This window comes from Clostridium sp. AF32-12BH, from assembly GCF_003477935.1.
Taxonomy (GTDB): Bacteria; Bacillota; Clostridia; order Lachnospirales; family Lachnospiraceae; genus Brotaphodocola.
The window spans coordinates 89404-107877 of sequence record NZ_QUEH01000016.1; the positions used below are offsets into that span (position 1 = coordinate 89404).

Below are 18474 nucleotides of genomic sequence, written 5' to 3' on the forward strand. Positions count from 1 at the left end.
CTCCCCCATGCTATCGTAACCTTAACTATAACTTTAGGTTTGAATCATTTATTTTTATATAGAGGAGAATGTACATGTATACCATCGGACAGGTATCGGAGATGTTCCACCTTCCCATCTCCACCTTACGCTATTATGATAAGGAAGGACTTTTCCCGTATTTAGAGCGTACCTCCGGCATCCGCCGCTTCAGTCAGCGCGAAATCGATGCGTTGCACCTCATCGAATGCCTGAAACGTGCCGGTGTGGAGCTGAAAGATATTAAGCAGTTTATGGAATGGTGCGCAGAGGGACCATCTACCTACCAGAAACGCAAGGTCTTTTTTGAGCAGCAGAAAGCCTCAGCAGAAAAAGAAATCGAAAAAATGGAGCGCGTGCTCGATATGCTCCGTTTCAAATGCTGGTATTACGACCAGGCGATCGCAGACGGAAATGAAGATCGGATCCACACTATGATGCCAGACAAATTACCGGACGAAATCCAGAAAATCTATGACCATGCACATAAAGATGCGGAATAGGCTGTGCTGTGCGCAGCATCACCAAACAAAAACAGGACCAGGCAAAATCAAAATGCCTGATCCTGTTTCTTTTTCTTTCATTGCATATCGGGAGGTGCCTGTGGCACATCCACTGCTTTTTATGCCAGATTCGTATATCCCATCAGATATTTATCGACTTCTTTTGCCACATCGCGCCCCTCATGAATGGCCCATACGACCAGGGACTGTCCGCGGTGCATATCGCCTGCCGTGAAGACTTTCTCGACATTCGTTGCGTATTTCCCAGCTTCGGTCGCCACGTTGGTGCGTGCATTTAACTCGACCCCAAACGCATCGGCTACATATGCCTGGGCGCCTAAAAATCCTGCTGCGATCAGCACCAGATCTGCCGGCACTTCCTTTTCGGAGCCCTCCACCGGCACCATGGACATGCGTCCGGTCTCCGGGTTCTTCTCGGCTTTCAGGCTCACTAAGATGGCTTTTACCAGCTTCCCGCTCTCATCCTTCACAAACTCTTTCACGGTTGTCTGGTAGATGCGCGGGTCATGACCAAACACGGCAATGGCCTCTTCCTGGCCGTAATCGGTCTTTAAGATGCGCGGCCACTCCGGCCAGCTGTTGTTTTCGGCGCGTTTTTCCGGAAGCTTCGGCATCATTTCCAGCTGGGTCACGGATGCGCAGCCATGACGGATCGCGGTTCCGACGCAGTCATTTCCGGTATCACCTCCGCCGATGACGATGACGTGCTTATCCTTCGCGGAGATATAATTGCCATCCTCTAAATTAGAGTTTAACAGGCTCTTTGTGGTGGATTTCAAGAAATCTACCGCAAAGTAAATGCCCTCTGCGTCACGCCCCGGCACATTGATGTCTCTCGGGTTGGAGGCTCCGCATGCAAGCACAATGCTGTCATACTCTTTTAAGAGCTTTGCTGCCTTGTAGTTCTTTCCAACATTGGCCCCGGTGACAAAAGTCACGCCCTCTTCTTTCATCACGTTGATCTTACGGTCAATGATCTGCTTTTCCAGCTTCATATTCGGAATGCCGTACATCAGAAGTCCGCCAACCCGGTCTTCCCGCTCAAACACGGTTACATTATGACCGCGCTTATTTAACTGGTCTGCCGCAGCCAGTCCGGACGGACCGGAACCGATAACGGCGATCTTTTTGTCGGTACGCAGCTTCGGCGGTCTCGGACCTGCCTTGCCAGTTTCGTATGCCTTCTCAATGATGGCGTGCTCATTTTCCTTGATGCTGACCGGACTTCCGTTTAAGCCGCAGGTGCAGGCTGCCTCACACGGAGCCGGACAGACACGGCTGGTAAATTCCGGAAAGCTGTTGGTCTTCTTTAAGCGGTTGTAGGCCTGCGCCCAGTTGCCGGTGTATACCAGATCATTCCACTCCGGCACCAGGTTATGGAGCGGGCATCCGGATACCATGCCGTTCATCATCATGCCGGACTGGCAGAAGGGGACGCCGCATTCCATGCAGCGTGCACCCTGTTTTCTTTGCTGTTCTTCGGTCAAAGGAGTGTGGAACTCATTGAAATTCTTGATGCGCTCCAGTGGTTCTGCCGCCTTGCCGTTTACTCTGTCATATTCCAAAAATCCTGTTGGCTTTCCCATCGTTACTCCTCCTTACTTTCTCTGGTTTACGTAGAATGCCTCGATCTGCGCCTGCTCACTGCTTAAGCCCTTCTCTTCCATCTGCACAATGGTATTCATCATGCGGCGGTAGTCATGAGGCATTACCTTCTTGAATTTCGGCAGGTACTCGCCAAAGTGATCCAGAATTTCTTTTCCGCGCTCGGAGTTGGTATATGCCACATGTTCCTGGATCATCTCTTTTAATTCCTGGACATCGTACTTGTTGGTTACTTCCTCCAGGGAAACAAGATCTTTGTTCAGGCGCTTATAAAAATCGCGTTTTTCATCCAGCACATAAGCAATACCGCCGCTCATGCCGGCTGCAAAGTTCTTTCCGGTCGGTCCGAGTACAACCACGCGGCCGCCGGTCATATATTCACATCCGTGGTCACCAACACCCTCTACGACGGCGGTTGCACCGGAGTTTCGGACACAGAAACGCTCACCCGCGACACCGTTGATATACGCCTTGCCGCTGGTCGCTCCGTAAAGAGCCACGTTGCCGATGACGATATTTTCTTCTGCCTTAAAGTTTGCTGCTTTTGGCGGATATACGATCAGCTTACCGCCGGATAAGCCCTTGCCGAAATAGTCGTTGCTGTCGCCCACCAGTTCCAGGGTAAGCCCCTTCGGAATGAACGCACCAAAGCTCTGTCCGCCGCTGCCGTTGCACTGGATCGTGAAAGTATCCTCCGGCAGTCCGTCCGGATACTGTCTGGTGATTTCCGAACCGAAGATGGTTCCCAGGGTACGGTCTACGTTGGAGACATCGATCTGGAGGCTCTTCTTCTGTCCCTTGTTCAGGGCAGTCTTTAACTGCTTTAAGAATACCTGCTCATCGATCGTCTGATCCAGCTTGAAGTCGTATTCCAGCTTATCGCGGTAGCCGCGGAAATGCACACCCTCATACGGATTGTCAAGGATATTGCTTAAATCCACTTTGTTTGCACGCTCAGACGAAATGTGTTCCTTCTTCTTTAAGAAATCGGTACGTCCCACCAGCTCATCTACGGTGCGGACACCCAGCTTTGCCATGTATTCGCGCAGCTCCTGTGCCACAAAGTGCATGAAGTTTACAACATACTCCGGTTTGCCCTTGAAGCGTTTTCTCAGCTCCGGGTTCTGGGTCGCAATGCCGACCGGGCAGGTATCGAGGTTGCAGACACGCATCATGACGCAGCCCATGGTAACAAGCGGAGCGGTCGCAAAGCCAAATTCCTCCGCACCCAGGATGCAGGCGATCGCCACATCACGGCCGGTCATCAGCTTACCGTCGGTCTCAAGGATAACTTTATCGCGCAGGCCATTCATGATCAGGCTCTGGTGTGCCTCAGCCACGCCAAGCTCCCACGGAAGTCCGGCATTGTAGATGGAGTTTCTCGGCGCCGCACCGGTACCGCCATCAAAACCGGATACCAGGATGACCTGTGCGCCTGCCTTTGCAACACCGGCTGCCACGGTACCAACACCAGCCTCGGATACCAGCTTGACAGAGATCCTTGCGCGGGTGTTTGAGTTCTTTAAGTCATAGATCAGCTGGGCCAGATCCTCGATGGAGTAGATATCATGGTGCGGTGGCGGGGAAATTAAGCCGACACCGGTTGTGGAGTGACGGGTCTTTGCCACCCACGGATAAACCTTTCCGCCCGGAAGCTGTCCGCCCTCACCAGGCTTTGCGCCCTGCGCCATCTTGATCTGGATCTCCTGTGCACTGACCAGGTAACGGGAGGTTACGCCAAAACGTCCGGATGCCACCTGCTTGATCGCAGAGCAGCGGTTATTGTTCTTCGGTCCCGGAACCAGACGGTCCAGACTCTCGCCGCCCTCACCGGTGTTGGACTTGCCGCCCAGACGGTTCATGGCGATCGCCAGCGTCTCATGTGCTTCCTGGGAAATGGAGCCGTAAGACATTGCACCGGTCTTAAAGCGCTTTACGATGGAATCGACACTCTCAACTTCATCGATCGGGATGCCGCCGTTCTCATCGAAATTAAAATCGATCAGGCTTCGCAGGTTGATGGTCTGCTCCTCCTCATTGAGCACATGGCTGTACTCTTTGAAGATCTCATAATTTCCGGTCCATGCCGCCTGCTGCAGCAGATGAATGGTGCGCGGATTGTACAGATGCTCCTCCTGGCCGGAACGCTCCTTGTGACTTCCCACACTTTCCAGCGTCAGATCTACATCCAGTCCCAGCGGGTCAAATGCGGTGGAATGCAGCACATCCACGTCGTTTGCGATGTCTTCCAGCGTGATGCCGCCCACACGGCTGACCGTGTTGGTGAAGTACTTGTCGATGACTTCTTTGGAAATACCGATCGCCTCAAAGATCTGTGCGCCCTGGTAAGACTGGATCGTGGAGATACCCATCTTGGAAGCGATCTTTACAATACCGTGAAGCACTGCAGAGTTATAATCATTGACTGCTGCGTAATAATCCTTATCCAGCATTTTCGTCTCGATCAGGTAATGAACCGATTCCTGCGCCAGATATGGGTTGATGGCACTGGCACCAAAGCCAAGCAGGGTTGCAAAGTGATGTACCTCTCTCGGCTCGCCGCTCTCCAGGATGACTGCCATGGAGGTTCGCTTTTTGGTTTTTACCAGATGCTGCTGCAAGGCAGATACCGCTAAAAGTGACGGGATCGGCACATGGTTTTCATCGATGTCGCGGTCAGACAGGATGATGATGTTGACACCGTCGCGATGCGCACGGTCTACCTCCAGGAATAACCGGTCAATGGCTTTGGCCAGAGAGGTATTTTTGTAATAGGTAATCGGGATTACTTCAACTTTAAATCCCGGTTTCTTCATATATTTAATCTTCAACAGATCAGTACAGGTTAAGATCGGGTTGTCCACCTTTAAGATGTGGCAGTTCTCCGGAGCTTCCTCCAGAACATTGCCTTCCTCGCCGACATAAACCGTGGTGGATGTTACGATTTCCTCACGGATCGCATCGATCGGCGGGTTCGTTACCTGTGCAAAGAGCTGTTTGAAATAGTTGAACAGCGGCTGATGCTTTTTCGAAAGCACGGCAAGCGGGCTGTCAGCACCCATGGCAGATACCGCCTCGGCACCGTTCAATGCCATCGGCAGGATCATGGTCTTATACTGCTCGTAGGTGTAACCATAGGTCTTCTGCAGCTGTGCACGCTGCTTCTTAGAAAGCTCCGGCACACCCTTATTCGGGATCGGAAGATCCTTTAAATCTACCATCTGGGAATCCAGCCATTCCCCGTACGGCTGACGGGATGCATAACGGAGTTTTAACTCCTCGTCTCCAACCAGCTCGCCTTTCACGGTATCGATGAGGAGCATCTTGCCAGGTCTTAAGCGTTCTTTCTTAATGACATGGGACTGGTCGATGTCGATCGCACCAACCTCAGAAGCCAGGATCACCTGGTCATCGTCTGTAATATAATAGCGGGACGGACGCAGACCGTTTCTGTCCAGCACGGCACCCATGACATCGCCATCGCTGAACACGATGGATGCAGGACCATCCCACGGCTCCATCATGGTTGCGTAATAGCGGTAGAAATCCTTTACCTCCTGCGGCATGAACCGGTCATGCTGCCACGGAGCCGGGATCAGGATCATAACTGCCATCGGCAGCTCCATACCGCTCATGACCATAAACTCCAGGGCATTGTCCAGCATCGCGGAGTCGGAACCTTCCTGATTGATGATCGGCAGTACCTTGTACATGTCGGATTTGAAGAATTTTGTCTCCATGTTCTCCTCACGCGCCATCATCTTGTCGACGTTGCCGCGGATGGTATTGATCTCACCATTATGTACGATAATGCGGTTCGGATGGGCACGCATCCAGCTCGGATTGGTGTTGGTACTGAAACGGGAATGCACGGTTGCGATTGCGGACTCGTAATCCGGATCCTGCAGATCCTCAAAGAACTGGCGCAGTTCTTTGACCAGGAACATACCTTTGTATACAATGGTGCGGCTGCTCATGGATACAACATAGGTATCATCGTTACTCTGCTCAAACACACGGCGTGCTACATAAAGACGACGGTCGAAGTCCAGTCCCTTCTCCACGTCCGCCGGCTTTCCGATGAAGCCCTGCATGATGTAAGGCATTTTTTCAACGGCCTTATCGCCAATCTTCTCCGGGTGGATCGGAAGGGTTCTCCAGCCAAGAAACTTCAGTCCTTCTTTCTGGACGATAACCTCCAGCATCTTTTTCGCCTGGTTTCTGGCGAGTTCATCCTGGGGGAAGAAGAACATGCCGATGCCATATTCACGCTCGTCGCCAAGCTCGATGCCAAGCGGTTTTGTCACTTTCTTAAAGAACTTGTGGGAGATCTGCAGCATGATGCCGACACCGTCTCCGGTCTTTCCTTCTGCGTCTTTCCCGGCGCGGTGTTCCAGATTCTCTACAATGTGGAGGGCCTGCTCCACGGTGCGGTGAGTCTTGATGCCTTTGATATTGGCTACGGCACCGATACCGCAGTTGTCATGCTCAAAACTCGGATCGTAAAGACCCGGAAGCACGATCTGGGAAGCAGATTCGTTGGGGGATTTTGTTAAGGTTCTCTGATCGCTGTCCATAATCATTTCCTTTCCTGTAAAATCATCGGATGCGCCATTGGCGTCTCCCTGGCAAACAACGCAATGGTTTTATTTCACAAGATGTCTATGAAATAAAAAAGGGCACGAAAATTCTTTTTTCGAATTTCCGCACCCTTGCGTTTTGTTTTATGTCATGATTTTTGTATTGCCTTTTTAAGCTGTTACGATAATACTACACTTTTTCTCATTTGTAAATTCCTTTTTTATTTTAAATTGTCAGATTATTTGTCATTATCCTTAATTCATGCAATTTATCTGTCAGTTTACCGTATTTGTTTCATCAACCCTACATCACTGGCGCCTCCCAGATATGAACTTACACGGAAAAAGAATTGTTTCATAGGACGCATTTTCCCACGAAAGGAAAAAGGTACTTTCCAGAATTGTGTTCCGGAAAATACCTTTTCTTTATTTCTTTATGTGTACTAAGAAGACTTACATCTCGCCAAGACCGCTCTCGATTGCCTTGCTCACGGTCTCCATAGCTGCTGCCTCGTCCTCACCGTCGCAGATCAGGGTGATCTCGGTACCGGACTTGATACCTGCTGCCATTACGTTTAATACGCTCTTCGCAATGATTCTTTTCTCGCCGCACTCAATGATGACATCACATTTGAATTTCATAGCAGTCTGAGATAAAACTCCTGCCGGTCTTAAATGTAGTCCAGACGGATTTACAACTGTTAAATTCTTACTAAGCATAGTTCACGTCTCCTTTAGAATTGGTTTCAATCTGTATAAATTTTATTACAAATCACGACAAGTGTCAAGGCATTGTGCCGATCTGTGATTCTTTTTTTGTCGTTGCTTCCCGCTGCTGCTGTTCCAGTTTTGAGAAGACACATCCGCAGTAATTCTGCCGGTAAAGTCCATATTCTGCCGACAATTCCACAGAACGTTTGTATCCGTTTTTCTTTTTAAAATCAGACGGAAGATGTTCCACTTTATAGATTCCGGACAATTCTTCTCCGATTTCATTTAGCTTCTGTGCATTTTTCAGCGGACTGATGGTCAGTGTTGTGGCAAAATAATCATAACCGCCTTCTTCTGCCATTCTCGCTGTTTCCTCAAGCCGCAGGCGGTAACACCGGAAGCAGCGCTCTCCGCCTTCCGGAACTGTTTCCAGACCCTTGCTGAGAGCATAAAAGCGCTCAGGTTCATAATTTCCCACAACCAGATGAATCGGATGTCTGACCGGTAATTCCTGAATCAGATGTTTTTGTTCCGCCACCCGCTTTTCATATTCCTCCTCTGGAGAAATATTGGGGTTATAATAAAATACCGTGATTTCAAAATAATCGGAAAGATATTCCAATACATAACTGCTGCATGGAGCACAGCAACTATGTAAGAAGAGCCGGGGAACCCGACTCTTACTCTGATTTTCCTTTATGACTGCTTCCAACTCACGCTGGTAATTTCTGCGGTTCATAATTCTGACCTCTCTGCTGCGCAGTTCTTCCGCTCTGATCTGGGTTTTACAGGAAATCCCGAATCCGCTTGCTTCGTACCGGATTACGCAGCTTACGGAGTGCCTTCGCCTCAATCTGACGAATTCGTTCACGCGTTACATTAAACTCCTTACCAACTTCCTCCAGAGTACGCGGGTGTCCGTCCTTCAGACCAAAGCGCAGTTCAATAACCTGGCGTTCCCGGTCTTTTAAGTCCTTTAACAGCGCGTCAATGTGCTCTCGGAGCATCACATTTTCCACGTTGCCCTCCGGAGTTACCACATTGCTGTCTGCAACGAAATCGCCCAGATTGGAATCGTCTTCCTCACCGATCGGAGTCTCCAGAGATGCTGGTTCCCTGGCGATCTGCATGATCTCCATAACTTTGTCCTCTGACATCTCAAGCGCATCTGCAAGCTCTGTCACAGACGGCTCATACCCCAGTTCCAAAGTTAACTTTCTCTGCATCTTGGACATTTTGTTGATGGTCTCAACCATATGCACCGGAACACGGATCGTTCTGGCCTGATCCGCGAGTGCACGGGTTACAGACTGTCTGATCCACCAAGTCGCATATGTACTCAGCTTATATCCTTTTGTATAATCGAACTTCTCGACACCTTTAATCAGACCAAGGTTACCCTCCTGAACCAGGTCAAGAAAGCTCATGCCGCGGCCGGTATAACGTTTTGCAATACTTACAACAAGACGCAGGTTTGCCTCGATCAGACGTTCTTTCGCGTACTCATCGCCCTCTGCCTTGCGCTTTGCAAGGGTCAGCTCCTCCTCTGTCGTAAGCAGCGGAACAGTTCCGATCTCCTTCAGATACATACGGACCGGATCCTCTGTTCCAATACCCTCAAGCAGGTCTACTGCATCCAGCTCGATATCTTCAGAGTCTTTCATGAAGCTGTCATCCATATCTACATCATCGTCATCGAGAAGCAGATTGTCTTCTGCAAGGGCAGCATCGTCAATAACAGGGACTACGTCAATATTTTTGTCCTCGAGGAAACTGTAAATCTGTTCCATCTGCTCAGGACCAAGGTTATCCCCTTTGAAAAAGTCATTGATTTCCGTGATGTCCAATGCATTATGCTTTGTTTTGGCAACTTCTACCAGCTTTTTCAGCTTATCTAAAAAATTGTCTTTTTCCACAGTAACATCCTTTCATTTGAAGGTCTATGAAAGCCTACACATCAAATCATTATATAATATCCGGTGTCAGATTTCAACAATTATTTTCATTATTCTCCGCTTATTTTTCATTTTGTACACCATTCCGGCTTTTGGAAGACGGCGGGCACAAAATCTCGATCTGCTGCTGCAGATTTTCTATGGACACCTCGGTTCTGGTTCCGCCAAATTCACCGTCCAGTACCCAGTCTACCGGCTCATATGCCTGGATATGCAGACTTTTGGTTTTGAACTTATAAACCAGCTCACTTTTTTCTTCTTCCCGCATCAAAAGACCGGTAACAATGCCGCTGAGTTCCAGAGGAGTCTTCGGAGTACGGATCAGAAGTACCTCAAACAGTCCATCATTCAATGCCACATCCTGGGTTACCAGCCCTTTAAAGCCACCAACGCTGACCGTGTTCGTGACCATGCCGTAGATAAATTCTCCTTCCAGCGTTTCTTCCGGACTTGTAATTTTCATCGGATACGACTTGATCGAAGCGAGGCTTTTCACTCCTTCCAGCACATAAGCCTGATGCCCCAGCAGATTTTTCTTATCCTGCGGTGTCAAATAGGATACTTCCGTGAAAGCACCAAATCCGGCTACATAAACAAAATACCGGTCCTTACAGAACCGTCCGATATCAATTGCGCCTGGTACTCCGTTTACTGCATTCAGCGCAGCCGGCATCATCTGTTTCGGCAATTTTAAGCTGGATGCAAAATCATTGGTAGAGCCGGCAGGAATATATCCCAGCCGCACAGGCTTTTTCAGTTCCATCATTCCCGAAATGACCTCATTGAGCGTACCATCTCCGCCGCTGCATACGATCAGGTCTTTCCTGGATCCATATTTGAGTACGGCATCACGTGCATCCAGTGCTTTCTGGGTCACGTAAACCTGGATCTGATATCCCGCGCCTGTATAGGCATCCAGAATATCCAGAAGTTTTAAACGGATTTTCTCTCTGCCCGATCTTGGATTAATAATCAGAAGCATCTGTTTTTTCTTAACCATAGGAATCGATCTGCCTCCTTCTCATCATTATCCTCATTTTATCATCTTTGTATACCTGCCAAACGCATTCGGCAGTGCATAGATTGTTTTCAACTCATTCTTACCAGCTGCAATGTAACTGTCTGGAATTTTTTCCTTTAATTTTACCCGGTAGCCAATCATATGCCATTCTACGTGGGAAAAAATGTGTTTTGCCGGACCGATTTGTTCCAGTTCGACGATGTTCTCCGGATCCAGTCCAAAAGCCTCCGGCACGTCCTCCACTTCCAGATGCCCTTCGCAGTTTGGCAGTTCATAAAGCGATGCCAGAAGCCCGGTATCATCCCGTTTTTTCAGTGCCACCTGACCGCCGCATTCCAGAATACACACCGTCTTATCTTCCAGACGTCTTTTTTTCGGTGGCGTTTTTACCGGAATTTCCGCGATCAGGTTTTGTTTTTTCGCCAGGCAGATGGATTCCAGAGGACACTCCCCACAGTGCGGCTGACCGTTTGGCACACATACAATGGCTCCAATTTCAATGAGTCCCTGATTGAAATGACTTGCCCGGTCCTTCGGCATCGTTTCGCGCAGATGCTGTTCCATCCACTTTTTGGTGGACACCTTTAAAATATCTTCCCGGCTGGCTGTCACCCTCGAGATCACGCGGAGTACATTTCCGTCTACCGCCGGAACCGGATGTCCAAATGCAATGGAAGAAATTGCTCCTGCCGTATAACTTCCGATTCCAGGCAATTTCAATAACTCCTCATACGTTTCCGGCATTTTCCCGCCGTACTCTTCCAGGATGATTCCGGCAGCTTTCTTTAAATTGCGCGCCCGGTTATAGTAACCGAGGCCCTCCCAGAGTTTCATCAGCCGGTCATCTTCCACCAAAGCCAGCGATTTCACATCCGGCAGCGCCTCAAGAAAGCGTTCAAAATATGGTTTGACCGCCTCCACCCTGGTCTGCTGCAGCATAATTTCGGAAATCCAGACCCGGTAACCTTCCGGATTTTCTCTCCATGGAAGAATTCTTGCATGCTCCTCATACCAGGAAAGCAACGGACCATTCATGGCCCGCAGCCTGGTATCCAGATCCAGCATTTCATTCTCGCGCTCAGCGACCTTCAGACGGTCATATAAATGTTTTGCATCATACATATCCATAAATTCCTCTTACCGACACCTCGCCGGAATTCACTTCCCGGATGGTGCCGTCTGCAAGCTCTACGATCAGCTCTCCTGTGTCATTGATCCCTTTGGAAATCCCTGTGTAATCGCCGCCAGGAGCAAGCACTTTCACTTTTCTTCCCACATTGACCAGTTCCTGATTATAAAGCTTTTTCAGCTGACTTAAATCCAGCGTCTCCTCGAATATCCGGTAATACTCCTCAAAGGCACACATAACGCCATTGATCAGCTCTGTCCGGCGCACCGGATGCCCCAGCTCCAATGCCAGTGATGTTGCAGTAGTCCGGATTTCTTCCGGGAATTCCGGTGTATTGGCATTGATGCCGATTCCAACTACCACATAACGGATAGCATCTTCCTCCGTACTCATTTCCGTAAGGATGCCGCAGACCTTTTTCCCATTTACTACAATATCATTCGGCCATTTGATCTGGCTTTCCAGACCCGTCGCATCTTTCACCGCTTTCTGCACTGCCATGGCTGTCAGAAGCGTCAGCATAGATGCATATGTCGGTGCAAAATCAGGGCGCAGCAGAAAACTGTGCCAGATTCCGCTTCCTTTTGGAGAACTCCAGCTTCGCCCTCTTCGTCCTTTTCCTGCAGTCTGGATTTCCGCCACTGCAAGCGTCCCGGAAGGGGCTCCCTGTTCCGCCATGCGGCGCACTTCGTTATTGGTAGAATCAATTTCCTCCAGAAATTTTACCGAATGCCCAAGCCACTTTGTTGTCAGTGCTGCACGGATTTCTGCTTCATTCAGGATATCTGCACTGTCATGCAGACGGTATCCGCGGTTGCGAACAGCTTCGATCTCATAGCCTTCTGATTCGAGCTGCCGGATTGCTTTCCAAATGGCTGTGCGGGATACCCCAAGGCGTTCACAGAGTTCCTGTCCGGAGACATAACCATCTGCCTCTTTTAAAAATTTTAAAATTTTGTCTTTCAAACCTTACCTCCAGATACTGACGGCACTTAACACGCCCAGCATTATAAGAACTGCCGCCAGCAGGCACTGCAGCGCTCCTCCTGCCTGTTTTTTCCTATCATGCCCGCTAAAACGCAGCCGGAATCCGCCCATCACACCGTTCAGTACAGCAGCAAGCCAGAAAATCACGGGGAACAGAATACTGTTCCCCTCCGGATCCAAAAACGCTAATATGGCACAGATAACCACAAGAATACCGATCACGATATGCAGCAGATCCAAAACCAGCGCGCTGCTGCGCGGATTGCGTTTTTTCTCCTGTCCTGCCATCTTTTATACTCCAAGTGTTGCCATCATCACTGCTTTGATGGTGTGCATACGGTTTTCTGCCTCATCGAACACTCTGGACTGTGCAGACTCAAATACCTCATCCGTTACTTCCATATCGGTAATGCCGAAACGTTTGCCCATCTCAGCACCGATCTTGGTCTTTAAATCATGGAATGCCGGCAGGCAGTGTAAGAAGATCGCCTGTTCCCCTGCATTCTTCATGACATCAGCTGTTACCTTGTACGGAGTCAGTTCACGGATACGCTCCTCCCATACTTCATCCGGCTCACCCATGGATACCCATACATCCGTATAAATAACATCGGCGTTTTTGGTTCCCTCTTCCACATTCTCGGTCAGGGTAATGGTAGCACCGGATGCCTTTGCATATTCCTCGCACTGTGCAACCAGCTCTGCGTTCGGGAAGTACTTCTTCGGTGCACATGCCACAAAGTGCAGACCAAGCTTTGCGCAGACGATCATCAGGGAGTTACCCATATTGTAACGGGCATCGCCCATGTAAACCAGCTTTACACCTTTTAATCTGCCGAGCTGCTCACGGATCGTCAGCATATCAGCAAGCATCTGGGTCGGATGATATTCGTTGGTCAGACCGTTCCATACCGGAACGCCTGCATACTTGGCAAGTTCCTCCACGATTTCCTGTCCAAAGCCACGGTACTCGATACCATCATAAATACGTCCAAGAACACGTGCCGTATCTGCAATGCTCTCTTTCTTACCGATCTGGGAACCTGACGGATCCAGATAGGTAGTACCCATTCCCATATCGTGCGCTGCTACCTCGAAGGAGCATCTGGTTCTGGTACTGGTCTTTTCAAAGATCAGTGCTACATTTTTTCCTCTGTAGTTATCTACCGGGATTTCCTCTTTTTTCTTACGTTTTACTTCCGCTGCAAGATCCAGCAGATACAGGATTTCCTCCGGTGTGTAATCTTTCAATGTTAAGAAATGTCTTCCCTTTAAATTCATAATCGTCTCTCCTCTGTACATTTTTATGTTAATTTTAATAACATGCTTTTTGGAAACCGTCATTCCAGAATGGTTATCTTTTTCAATCTTTTGTTTTCTGAACTTTCCAGTTTTCTATATTTCGAGGTTTCTATTCTTGCGCCTGTGTCGATGATGTCTTTGCGATCTCTGCCACAGAAGTCACCAGACCAGCCATATTCTGGATTTCCGACGGAATGATGATCTTGGTTGCCTTGCCGTCTGCTGCCGCTGCAAATGCTTCCAGACTCTTAAGCTGGAGCACTGCCGCATCGGCTCCGGCCTCTTTTAAGAAGCGGATACCATCTGCCTTCGCCTGCTGTACCTTTAAAATTGCCTCAGCTTCACCTTCTGCCTCGCGGATGCGGCGCTCTTTCTCTGCCTCAGCATGAAGGATTGCAGCCTGCTTATCCGCCTCTGCATCCAGAATTGCGGATTCCTTTTTACCTTCCGCAACCAGAATGGTGGACTTTTTCTCACCCTCGGCACGCAGGATTGCCTCACGGCGCTCTCGCTCTGCCTTCATCTGTTTCTCCATGGCATCCTGAATGGCTGCCGGAGGGATGATGTTTTTGAGCTCCACACGGTTAACCTTAATGCCCCACGGATCGGTTGCCACATCCAGGGATGCGCGCATCTTGGTATTGATGGTCTCGCGGGAGGTTAAAGTCTGGTCCAGTTCCAGGTCACCGATGATATTTCTCAGTGTCGTTGCAGTCAGGTTTTCGATTGCCATGATCGGATTTACCACACCGTAAGCATACAGTTTCGGATCCGTGATCTGGAAAAATACCACGGTGTCGATCCGCATGGTAACATTATCTTTTGTGATAACCGGCTGCGGATCAAAATCCACAACCTGCTCCTTTAAGCTGACCTTTTTTGCGACACGGTCAACAAACGGGACCAGAAAATGCACACCTACAGACCAGGTGTCAAGATAGGCGCCAAGACGTTCCACGACCAGAGCCTGCGCCTGCGGGACAATGCGGATGCAGGATGCCAGAACCGCTAAAATTACGATCAGTAACGGAAAAATGAACAGAATACCCATTAAGATTCCTCCTTTACGATTTGCCGCAACTGTTTGCTTTTCTCACAGTCGCGCTTTTTCATTGCTTACAATCAGTTTCACACCCTGGATCTCACGGATCCAGACCCTGGTTCCTTCCGAATAAACCACATCCTCCTCTGCGGAACGTGCCGTCCATTCCTGCCCCTGGACAGAAACACTCCCGCACTCTTTTGCATTGTTGATCTCAGCCGTTACCCTGGCTTCTTTTCCGATCAGGCTGTCCACATTTGTTTTGACGGTAGAAGTATTGATATACTTCACAGCCAGCGGACGGGTCAGGAAAAGTAAAATGAATGAGATCACCACAAATACCAGAAGCTGGACCGGTAGCGGTGCACCAAAGACAGCCGCAAAAAAGGCGATCACGGCACCTCCTGCAAACCAGATCGTTGTCAGGGCTGTGGTCATGATTTCAATGCCCACCAGAATCACAAATGCGATGAGCCAGTAAATCGCTGCCATAACAAACTCCCCCTTATTTTTATTGTTTTATTGTTGTTTCTCTTCCAGCTGTTCCGGCACTGCGGCGCTGCCGCGCTGCCTCAAACATGAGAACCGAAGCCGCGACTGCAGCATTTAAAGATTCCACACGTCCCTCCATCGGGATGCGGACATACGTGTCTGCCATGGCTGCAGTTTCGTCGGTCAGACCATTGCCCTCGTTCCCAATGAGAAATGCGGTATTTCCGGTATAATCTTCCAGGTCGTACGCCTGTTTTCCTTTTAAATGAGCCGCAAACAGCCGGATATTCCTTTTTTTCAGTTCCTGCAGCGTATCATGAAGATTCTCCACATAAACAAATGGCATACGGAGCACAGAACCCATCGTGGAACGGATTACCTTTGGGTTATAAATATCGGTGGTGTTTGCGTCCATCACCACCCCGGTCACACCGGCACCCTCGCCTGCGCGAAGGATCGTTCCCAGATTTCCCGGATCCTGAATCGTTTCCAGCACCATGAGAAGCGCCGGTTTTGTCTGCATTTTTTCCGCTTCATCTGGTTTCTGCGCCGATACCCCGGAAACTTCTTTCGAGTTTTTTCCAACCACCTCGTCCAGCGTATAATGATACTGCTTCACCAGTGCCAGAATGCCCTGCGGCGTCTGTGTGTCGGAAAGGCTCTTAAACACATCATCCGTCACCAGTTCGACATGTTTTACCCCTTCCTTAAGTGCCTTGCATTCCTTTGTCCTGCTGAAGCTTTCCGATATATAAAGTGTGTGAACGCGGTCCTTCGGAATTTCAGTGCACATGCGGAGTCCCTCTGCCACGAACAGATCTTCCTCTCTTCTGGTTTTTGCTTTTTTCACCAGGGCATTCACAAATTTCACCTGTTTGTTGGTTGTACTGCTGATCACGCTTTTGTATTCTCCTTTAATTTGATGCTTTCTAAATCATCCATCCAGATCCGCCTTGCTGCGTCACTCGGCATGCGCAGATCGCCGCGCGGGGAAACTGCCACGGAACCTACCTTCGGACCATCCGGCAGACAGGAACGTTTAAACTGCTGTGCAAAAAATCTGCGGTAAAAAACGTTCAGCCATTTGTAAATGACTTCTTTCTCATATTCTCCCTCAAATGCCTGCAGAGCCATCCGGTAGATTCTGGAAGGCTTAAAGCCAAATCTCAGCACATAGTAAAGGAAGAAATCGTGAAGCTCATATGGTCCCACCAGATCCTCTGTTTTCTGGGAAATGACGCCATTTTCCGGCGGAAGCAGTTCCGGACTTACCGGAGTATCCAAAACATCCAGGAGAACTGCTTTCAGTTCTTCTTCCCCGCAGACATCTGCATAGTAACGCACCAGATGACGCACCAGGGTTTTCGGCACGGAAACATTGACACCGTACATGGACATATGGTCTCCATTGTAGGTTGCCCAGCCAAGCGCCAGCTCTGACATGTCTCCGGTTCCGATGACCATGCCGCCCACCTGGTTTGCAATATCCATGAGAATCTGGGTACGCTCCCTGGCCTGACCGTTCTCATAAGTCACATCGTGAACCGTAATGTCATGACCAATATCTTCAAAATGTCTTGTTACCGATGCCTTGATATCAATTTCTTTTAACGATGCCCCCAGCTTTCTGGTCATCTGGCAGGCATTCTGGTACGTCCGGTCCGTGGTTCCAAAACACGGCATGGTGATCGCATGGATCTGGCTGCGCGGAATGTCAAGCATGTCAAATGCTCTCGCCGCTACCAAAAGCGCCAGCGTGGAGTCCAGTCCGCCGGAGATTCCAAGCACGACGTGACTGCAGCCGGTATGCTCCAGACGTTTTTTCAGTCCCATAGCCTGAATGGTAAAAATTTCCTCACAGCGCCGGCTGCGCTCCCGCATATCGTGCGGAACGAAAGGACGGTTATCAATATAGCGGAGCAGCTTTTCATCCGTCTGTATGTCAGAAACAGCTTTGCCGGTTTTCTGCTGGTCCTGCCCGTTTTTACATTCGCTGCTGCGCTCTGCTCTGTTTCCAGCGCCAAGAGAAAAACGGATTGTCTGGTAAGCACTGCGGTCCGGTGCCGGATACGTAGTCGTGCGGCGCCGCTCTGCGTTTAAGCGTTCCAGATCCAGGTCTGCACAGACTGTTTCCGGCGCAAAGCGTTTGGATTCCGCCAGACGGGTTCCGTTCTCCGCAATGATATTGTGACCGCCAAACACCAGATCCTGCGTAGATTCACCTTCCCCGGCATTGGCATAGACATAGCCGCAGATGAGTCTTGCAGACTGTCCGCAGATCAGTTCTCTCCGGTAAGAATCCTTTCCGACCACTTCGTCACTTGCGGAACAGTTTGCAATAACCGTTGCGCCTGCAAGTGCGTGGCGGATACTTGGCGGACACGGAACCCATACATCCTCGCAGATTTCTGCTGACACGGTCAGTTTCGGGTACTCTTTGCAGGTAAATAAAAGATTGGTTCCCATAGGTACCTGGGTATCCAGCCAGTCTGTCATAACCGGAGTTTCCATACCCGGAGTAAAATGACGCAGTTCATAAAATTCAGAATAGTTTGGCAGATTTGTCTTTGTAACCAGTCCAAGAAGCTCGCCGCCGCAGATCGCTGCAGCTGCATTATAGAGCTTGCCTTCATGCTCCCACGGGAGTCCCACAAATACCAGCATATGCCGGTCCCTGGTAAACGATACGACCGTTTTCAGTTCGTCTTTCACCTGTTCCAGCAAAACCTCCTGTAAAAACAGGTCGTTACAGGTATATCCGGAAAGGCACAGCTCTGGAAATACCAGAAGCTCCACTCCTTTCTTTTCGGACTCTTCTATGATCTTGCAGATTTCCTGCCGGTTATGGACCGGATCTGCAACCTTAATCTTTGGTGTGGCTGCCGCTGCGCGGATAAAGCCGTCTCTCATGTTCATTTCCTCCTGACGGAATGTATATGCAAGAAACAGATCCATTTCAGTGCATACTATTGCAGACAGTATAGCATATCCTGCATCAAAAATAAAGCATGAGAAACTTTCAATTCCATTTACCTAAAATGAAAATTTAAATTCCACTTCTCCAAAGGGCGGTGGAGTTTACTCTTGCACAGTTGATATTTACTCATG

General features: G+C 49.4%; 15 protein-coding genes. 1 reads left to right on the top strand and 14 read right to left on the bottom strand.

What is annotated here, in order from left to right; all coding sequences use genetic code 11:
* Positions 1–74 precede the first annotated feature (74 nt).
* The gene (locus DWZ40_RS15285) at positions 75–521 is read left to right on the top strand and encodes a MerR family transcriptional regulator (RefSeq protein WP_118543754.1); all 447 of its coding nucleotides are present in this window, start codon (positions 75–77) and stop codon (positions 519–521) included.
* A gap of 119 nt (positions 522–640) precedes the next feature.
* On the opposite strand, the gene DWZ40_RS15290 is transcribed toward DWZ40_RS15285, so the two are convergent.
* The 14 genes from DWZ40_RS15290 to DWZ40_RS15355 all read right to left on the bottom strand — a co-directional run bounded on the left by DWZ40_RS15290 (position 641) and on the right by DWZ40_RS15355 (position 18276).
* The gene (locus DWZ40_RS15290; protein WP_118543755.1) at positions 641–2128 is read right to left on the bottom strand and encodes a glutamate synthase subunit beta; all 1488 of its coding nucleotides are present in this window, start codon (positions 2126–2128) and stop codon (positions 641–643) included.
* A gap of 12 nt (positions 2129–2140) precedes the next feature.
* Positions 2141–6724: a glutamate synthase large subunit gene (gene gltB / locus DWZ40_RS15295; RefSeq protein WP_118543756.1), complete on the bottom strand. Its 4584-nt coding sequence runs from the start codon at positions 6722–6724 to the stop codon at positions 2141–2143.
* Between the two features lie 456 nt (positions 6725–7180).
* Positions 7181–7447: an HPr family phosphocarrier protein gene (locus DWZ40_RS15300; protein WP_118533218.1), complete on the bottom strand. Its 267-nt coding sequence runs from the start codon at positions 7445–7447 to the stop codon at positions 7181–7183.
* Between the two features lie 64 nt (positions 7448–7511).
* Complete coding sequence (locus tag DWZ40_RS15305) at positions 7512–8177, bottom strand: epoxyqueuosine reductase QueH (protein WP_118543757.1); 666 nt, start codon at positions 8175–8177, stop codon at positions 7512–7514.
* Between the two features lie 46 nt (positions 8178–8223).
* Positions 8224–9354 carry an RNA polymerase sigma factor RpoD gene (rpoD, locus tag DWZ40_RS15310; RefSeq protein WP_118543758.1) on the bottom strand — a complete coding sequence of 377 codons (1131 nt, stop codon included), beginning with the start codon at positions 9352–9354 and terminating at the stop codon, positions 8224–8226.
* A 100-nt stretch (positions 9355–9454) separates the two neighbouring features.
* Positions 9455–10393, bottom strand: coding sequence for a YegS/Rv2252/BmrU family lipid kinase (locus tag DWZ40_RS15315; RefSeq protein WP_118543759.1), 939 nt, complete (start codon positions 10391–10393; stop codon positions 9455–9457).
* Positions 10394–10426: 33 nt separating this feature from the next.
* Positions 10427–11542: an A/G-specific adenine glycosylase gene (gene mutY / locus DWZ40_RS15320; RefSeq protein ID WP_118543760.1), complete on the bottom strand. Its 1116-nt coding sequence runs from the start codon at positions 11540–11542 to the stop codon at positions 10427–10429.
* Positions 11529–12509: a biotin--[acetyl-CoA-carboxylase] ligase gene (locus DWZ40_RS15325; RefSeq protein ID WP_118543761.1), complete on the bottom strand. Its 981-nt coding sequence runs from the start codon at positions 12507–12509 to the stop codon at positions 11529–11531. The genes mutY and DWZ40_RS15325 overlap by 14 nt, the downstream gene beginning before the upstream one ends.
* Positions 12510–12512: 3 nt before the next feature.
* Entirely contained in the window at positions 12513–12818 is a 306-nt protein-coding gene (locus tag DWZ40_RS15330) for a DUF6637 family protein (RefSeq protein ID WP_118543762.1), read from the bottom strand.
* 3 nt (positions 12819–12821) lie between these two features.
* Positions 12822–13811 (bottom strand): ornithine carbamoyltransferase, encoded by a 990-nt coding sequence (gene argF, locus DWZ40_RS15335; RefSeq protein WP_118543763.1) that lies wholly within the window; start codon positions 13809–13811, stop codon positions 12822–12824.
* Positions 13812–13941: 130 nt separating this feature from the next.
* Positions 13942–14883 (bottom strand): SPFH domain-containing protein, encoded by a 942-nt coding sequence (locus tag DWZ40_RS15340; protein WP_118543764.1) that lies wholly within the window; start codon positions 14881–14883, stop codon positions 13942–13944.
* A 42-nt stretch (positions 14884–14925) separates the two neighbouring features.
* The gene (locus DWZ40_RS15345) at positions 14926–15366 is read right to left on the bottom strand and encodes an NfeD family protein (RefSeq protein ID WP_118543765.1); all 441 of its coding nucleotides are present in this window, start codon (positions 15364–15366) and stop codon (positions 14926–14928) included.
* A 19-nt stretch (positions 15367–15385) separates the two neighbouring features.
* Positions 15386–16264 (bottom strand): RNA methyltransferase, encoded by an 879-nt coding sequence (locus tag DWZ40_RS15350; protein WP_118543766.1) that lies wholly within the window; start codon positions 16262–16264, stop codon positions 15386–15388.
* Positions 16261–18276 carry an NAD(+) synthase gene (locus DWZ40_RS15355; RefSeq protein WP_118543767.1) on the bottom strand — a complete coding sequence of 672 codons (2016 nt, stop codon included), beginning with the start codon at positions 18274–18276 and terminating at the stop codon, positions 16261–16263. Before DWZ40_RS15355 ends, DWZ40_RS15350 begins: the two co-directional genes overlap by 4 nt.
* Positions 18277–18474: the final 198 nt, after the last annotated feature.

Excerpts from the sequence above, each read along its gene's own strand:
- DWZ40_RS15355 (WP_118543767.1), bottom strand. The coding sequence starts at position 18,276 with ATGAGAGACGGCTTTATCCGCGCAGCGGCAGCCACACCAAAGATTAAG.
- DWZ40_RS15305 (WP_118543757.1), bottom strand. The coding sequence starts at position 8,177 with ATGAACCGCAGAAATTACCAGCGTGAGTTGGAAGCAGTCATAAAGGAA.
- gltB (WP_118543756.1), bottom strand. The coding sequence starts at position 6,724 with ATGGACAGCGATCAGAGAACCTTAACAAAATCCCCCAACGAATCTGCT.
- argF (WP_118543763.1), bottom strand. The coding sequence starts at position 13,811 with ATGAATTTAAAGGGAAGACATTTCTTAACATTGAAAGATTACACACCG.
- mutY (WP_118543760.1), bottom strand. The coding sequence starts at position 11,542 with ATGGATATGTATGATGCAAAACATTTATATGACCGTCTGAAGGTCGCT.
- DWZ40_RS15345 (WP_118543765.1), bottom strand. The coding sequence starts at position 15,366 with ATGGCAGCGATTTACTGGCTCATCGCATTTGTGATTCTGGTGGGCATT.
- DWZ40_RS15315 (WP_118543759.1), bottom strand. The coding sequence starts at position 10,393 with ATGGTTAAGAAAAAACAGATGCTTCTGATTATTAATCCAAGATCGGGC.
- DWZ40_RS15285 (WP_118543754.1), top strand. The coding sequence starts at position 75 with ATGTATACCATCGGACAGGTATCGGAGATGTTCCACCTTCCCATCTCC.
- DWZ40_RS15340 (WP_118543764.1), bottom strand. The coding sequence starts at position 14,883 with ATGGGTATTCTGTTCATTTTTCCGTTACTGATCGTAATTTTAGCGGTT.
- DWZ40_RS15300 (WP_118533218.1), bottom strand. The coding sequence starts at position 7,447 with ATGCTTAGTAAGAATTTAACAGTTGTAAATCCGTCTGGACTACATTTA.
- DWZ40_RS15290 (WP_118543755.1), bottom strand. The coding sequence starts at position 2,128 with ATGGGAAAGCCAACAGGATTTTTGGAATATGACAGAGTAAACGGCAAG.
- DWZ40_RS15330 (WP_118543762.1), bottom strand. The coding sequence starts at position 12,818 with ATGGCAGGACAGGAGAAAAAACGCAATCCGCGCAGCAGCGCGCTGGTT.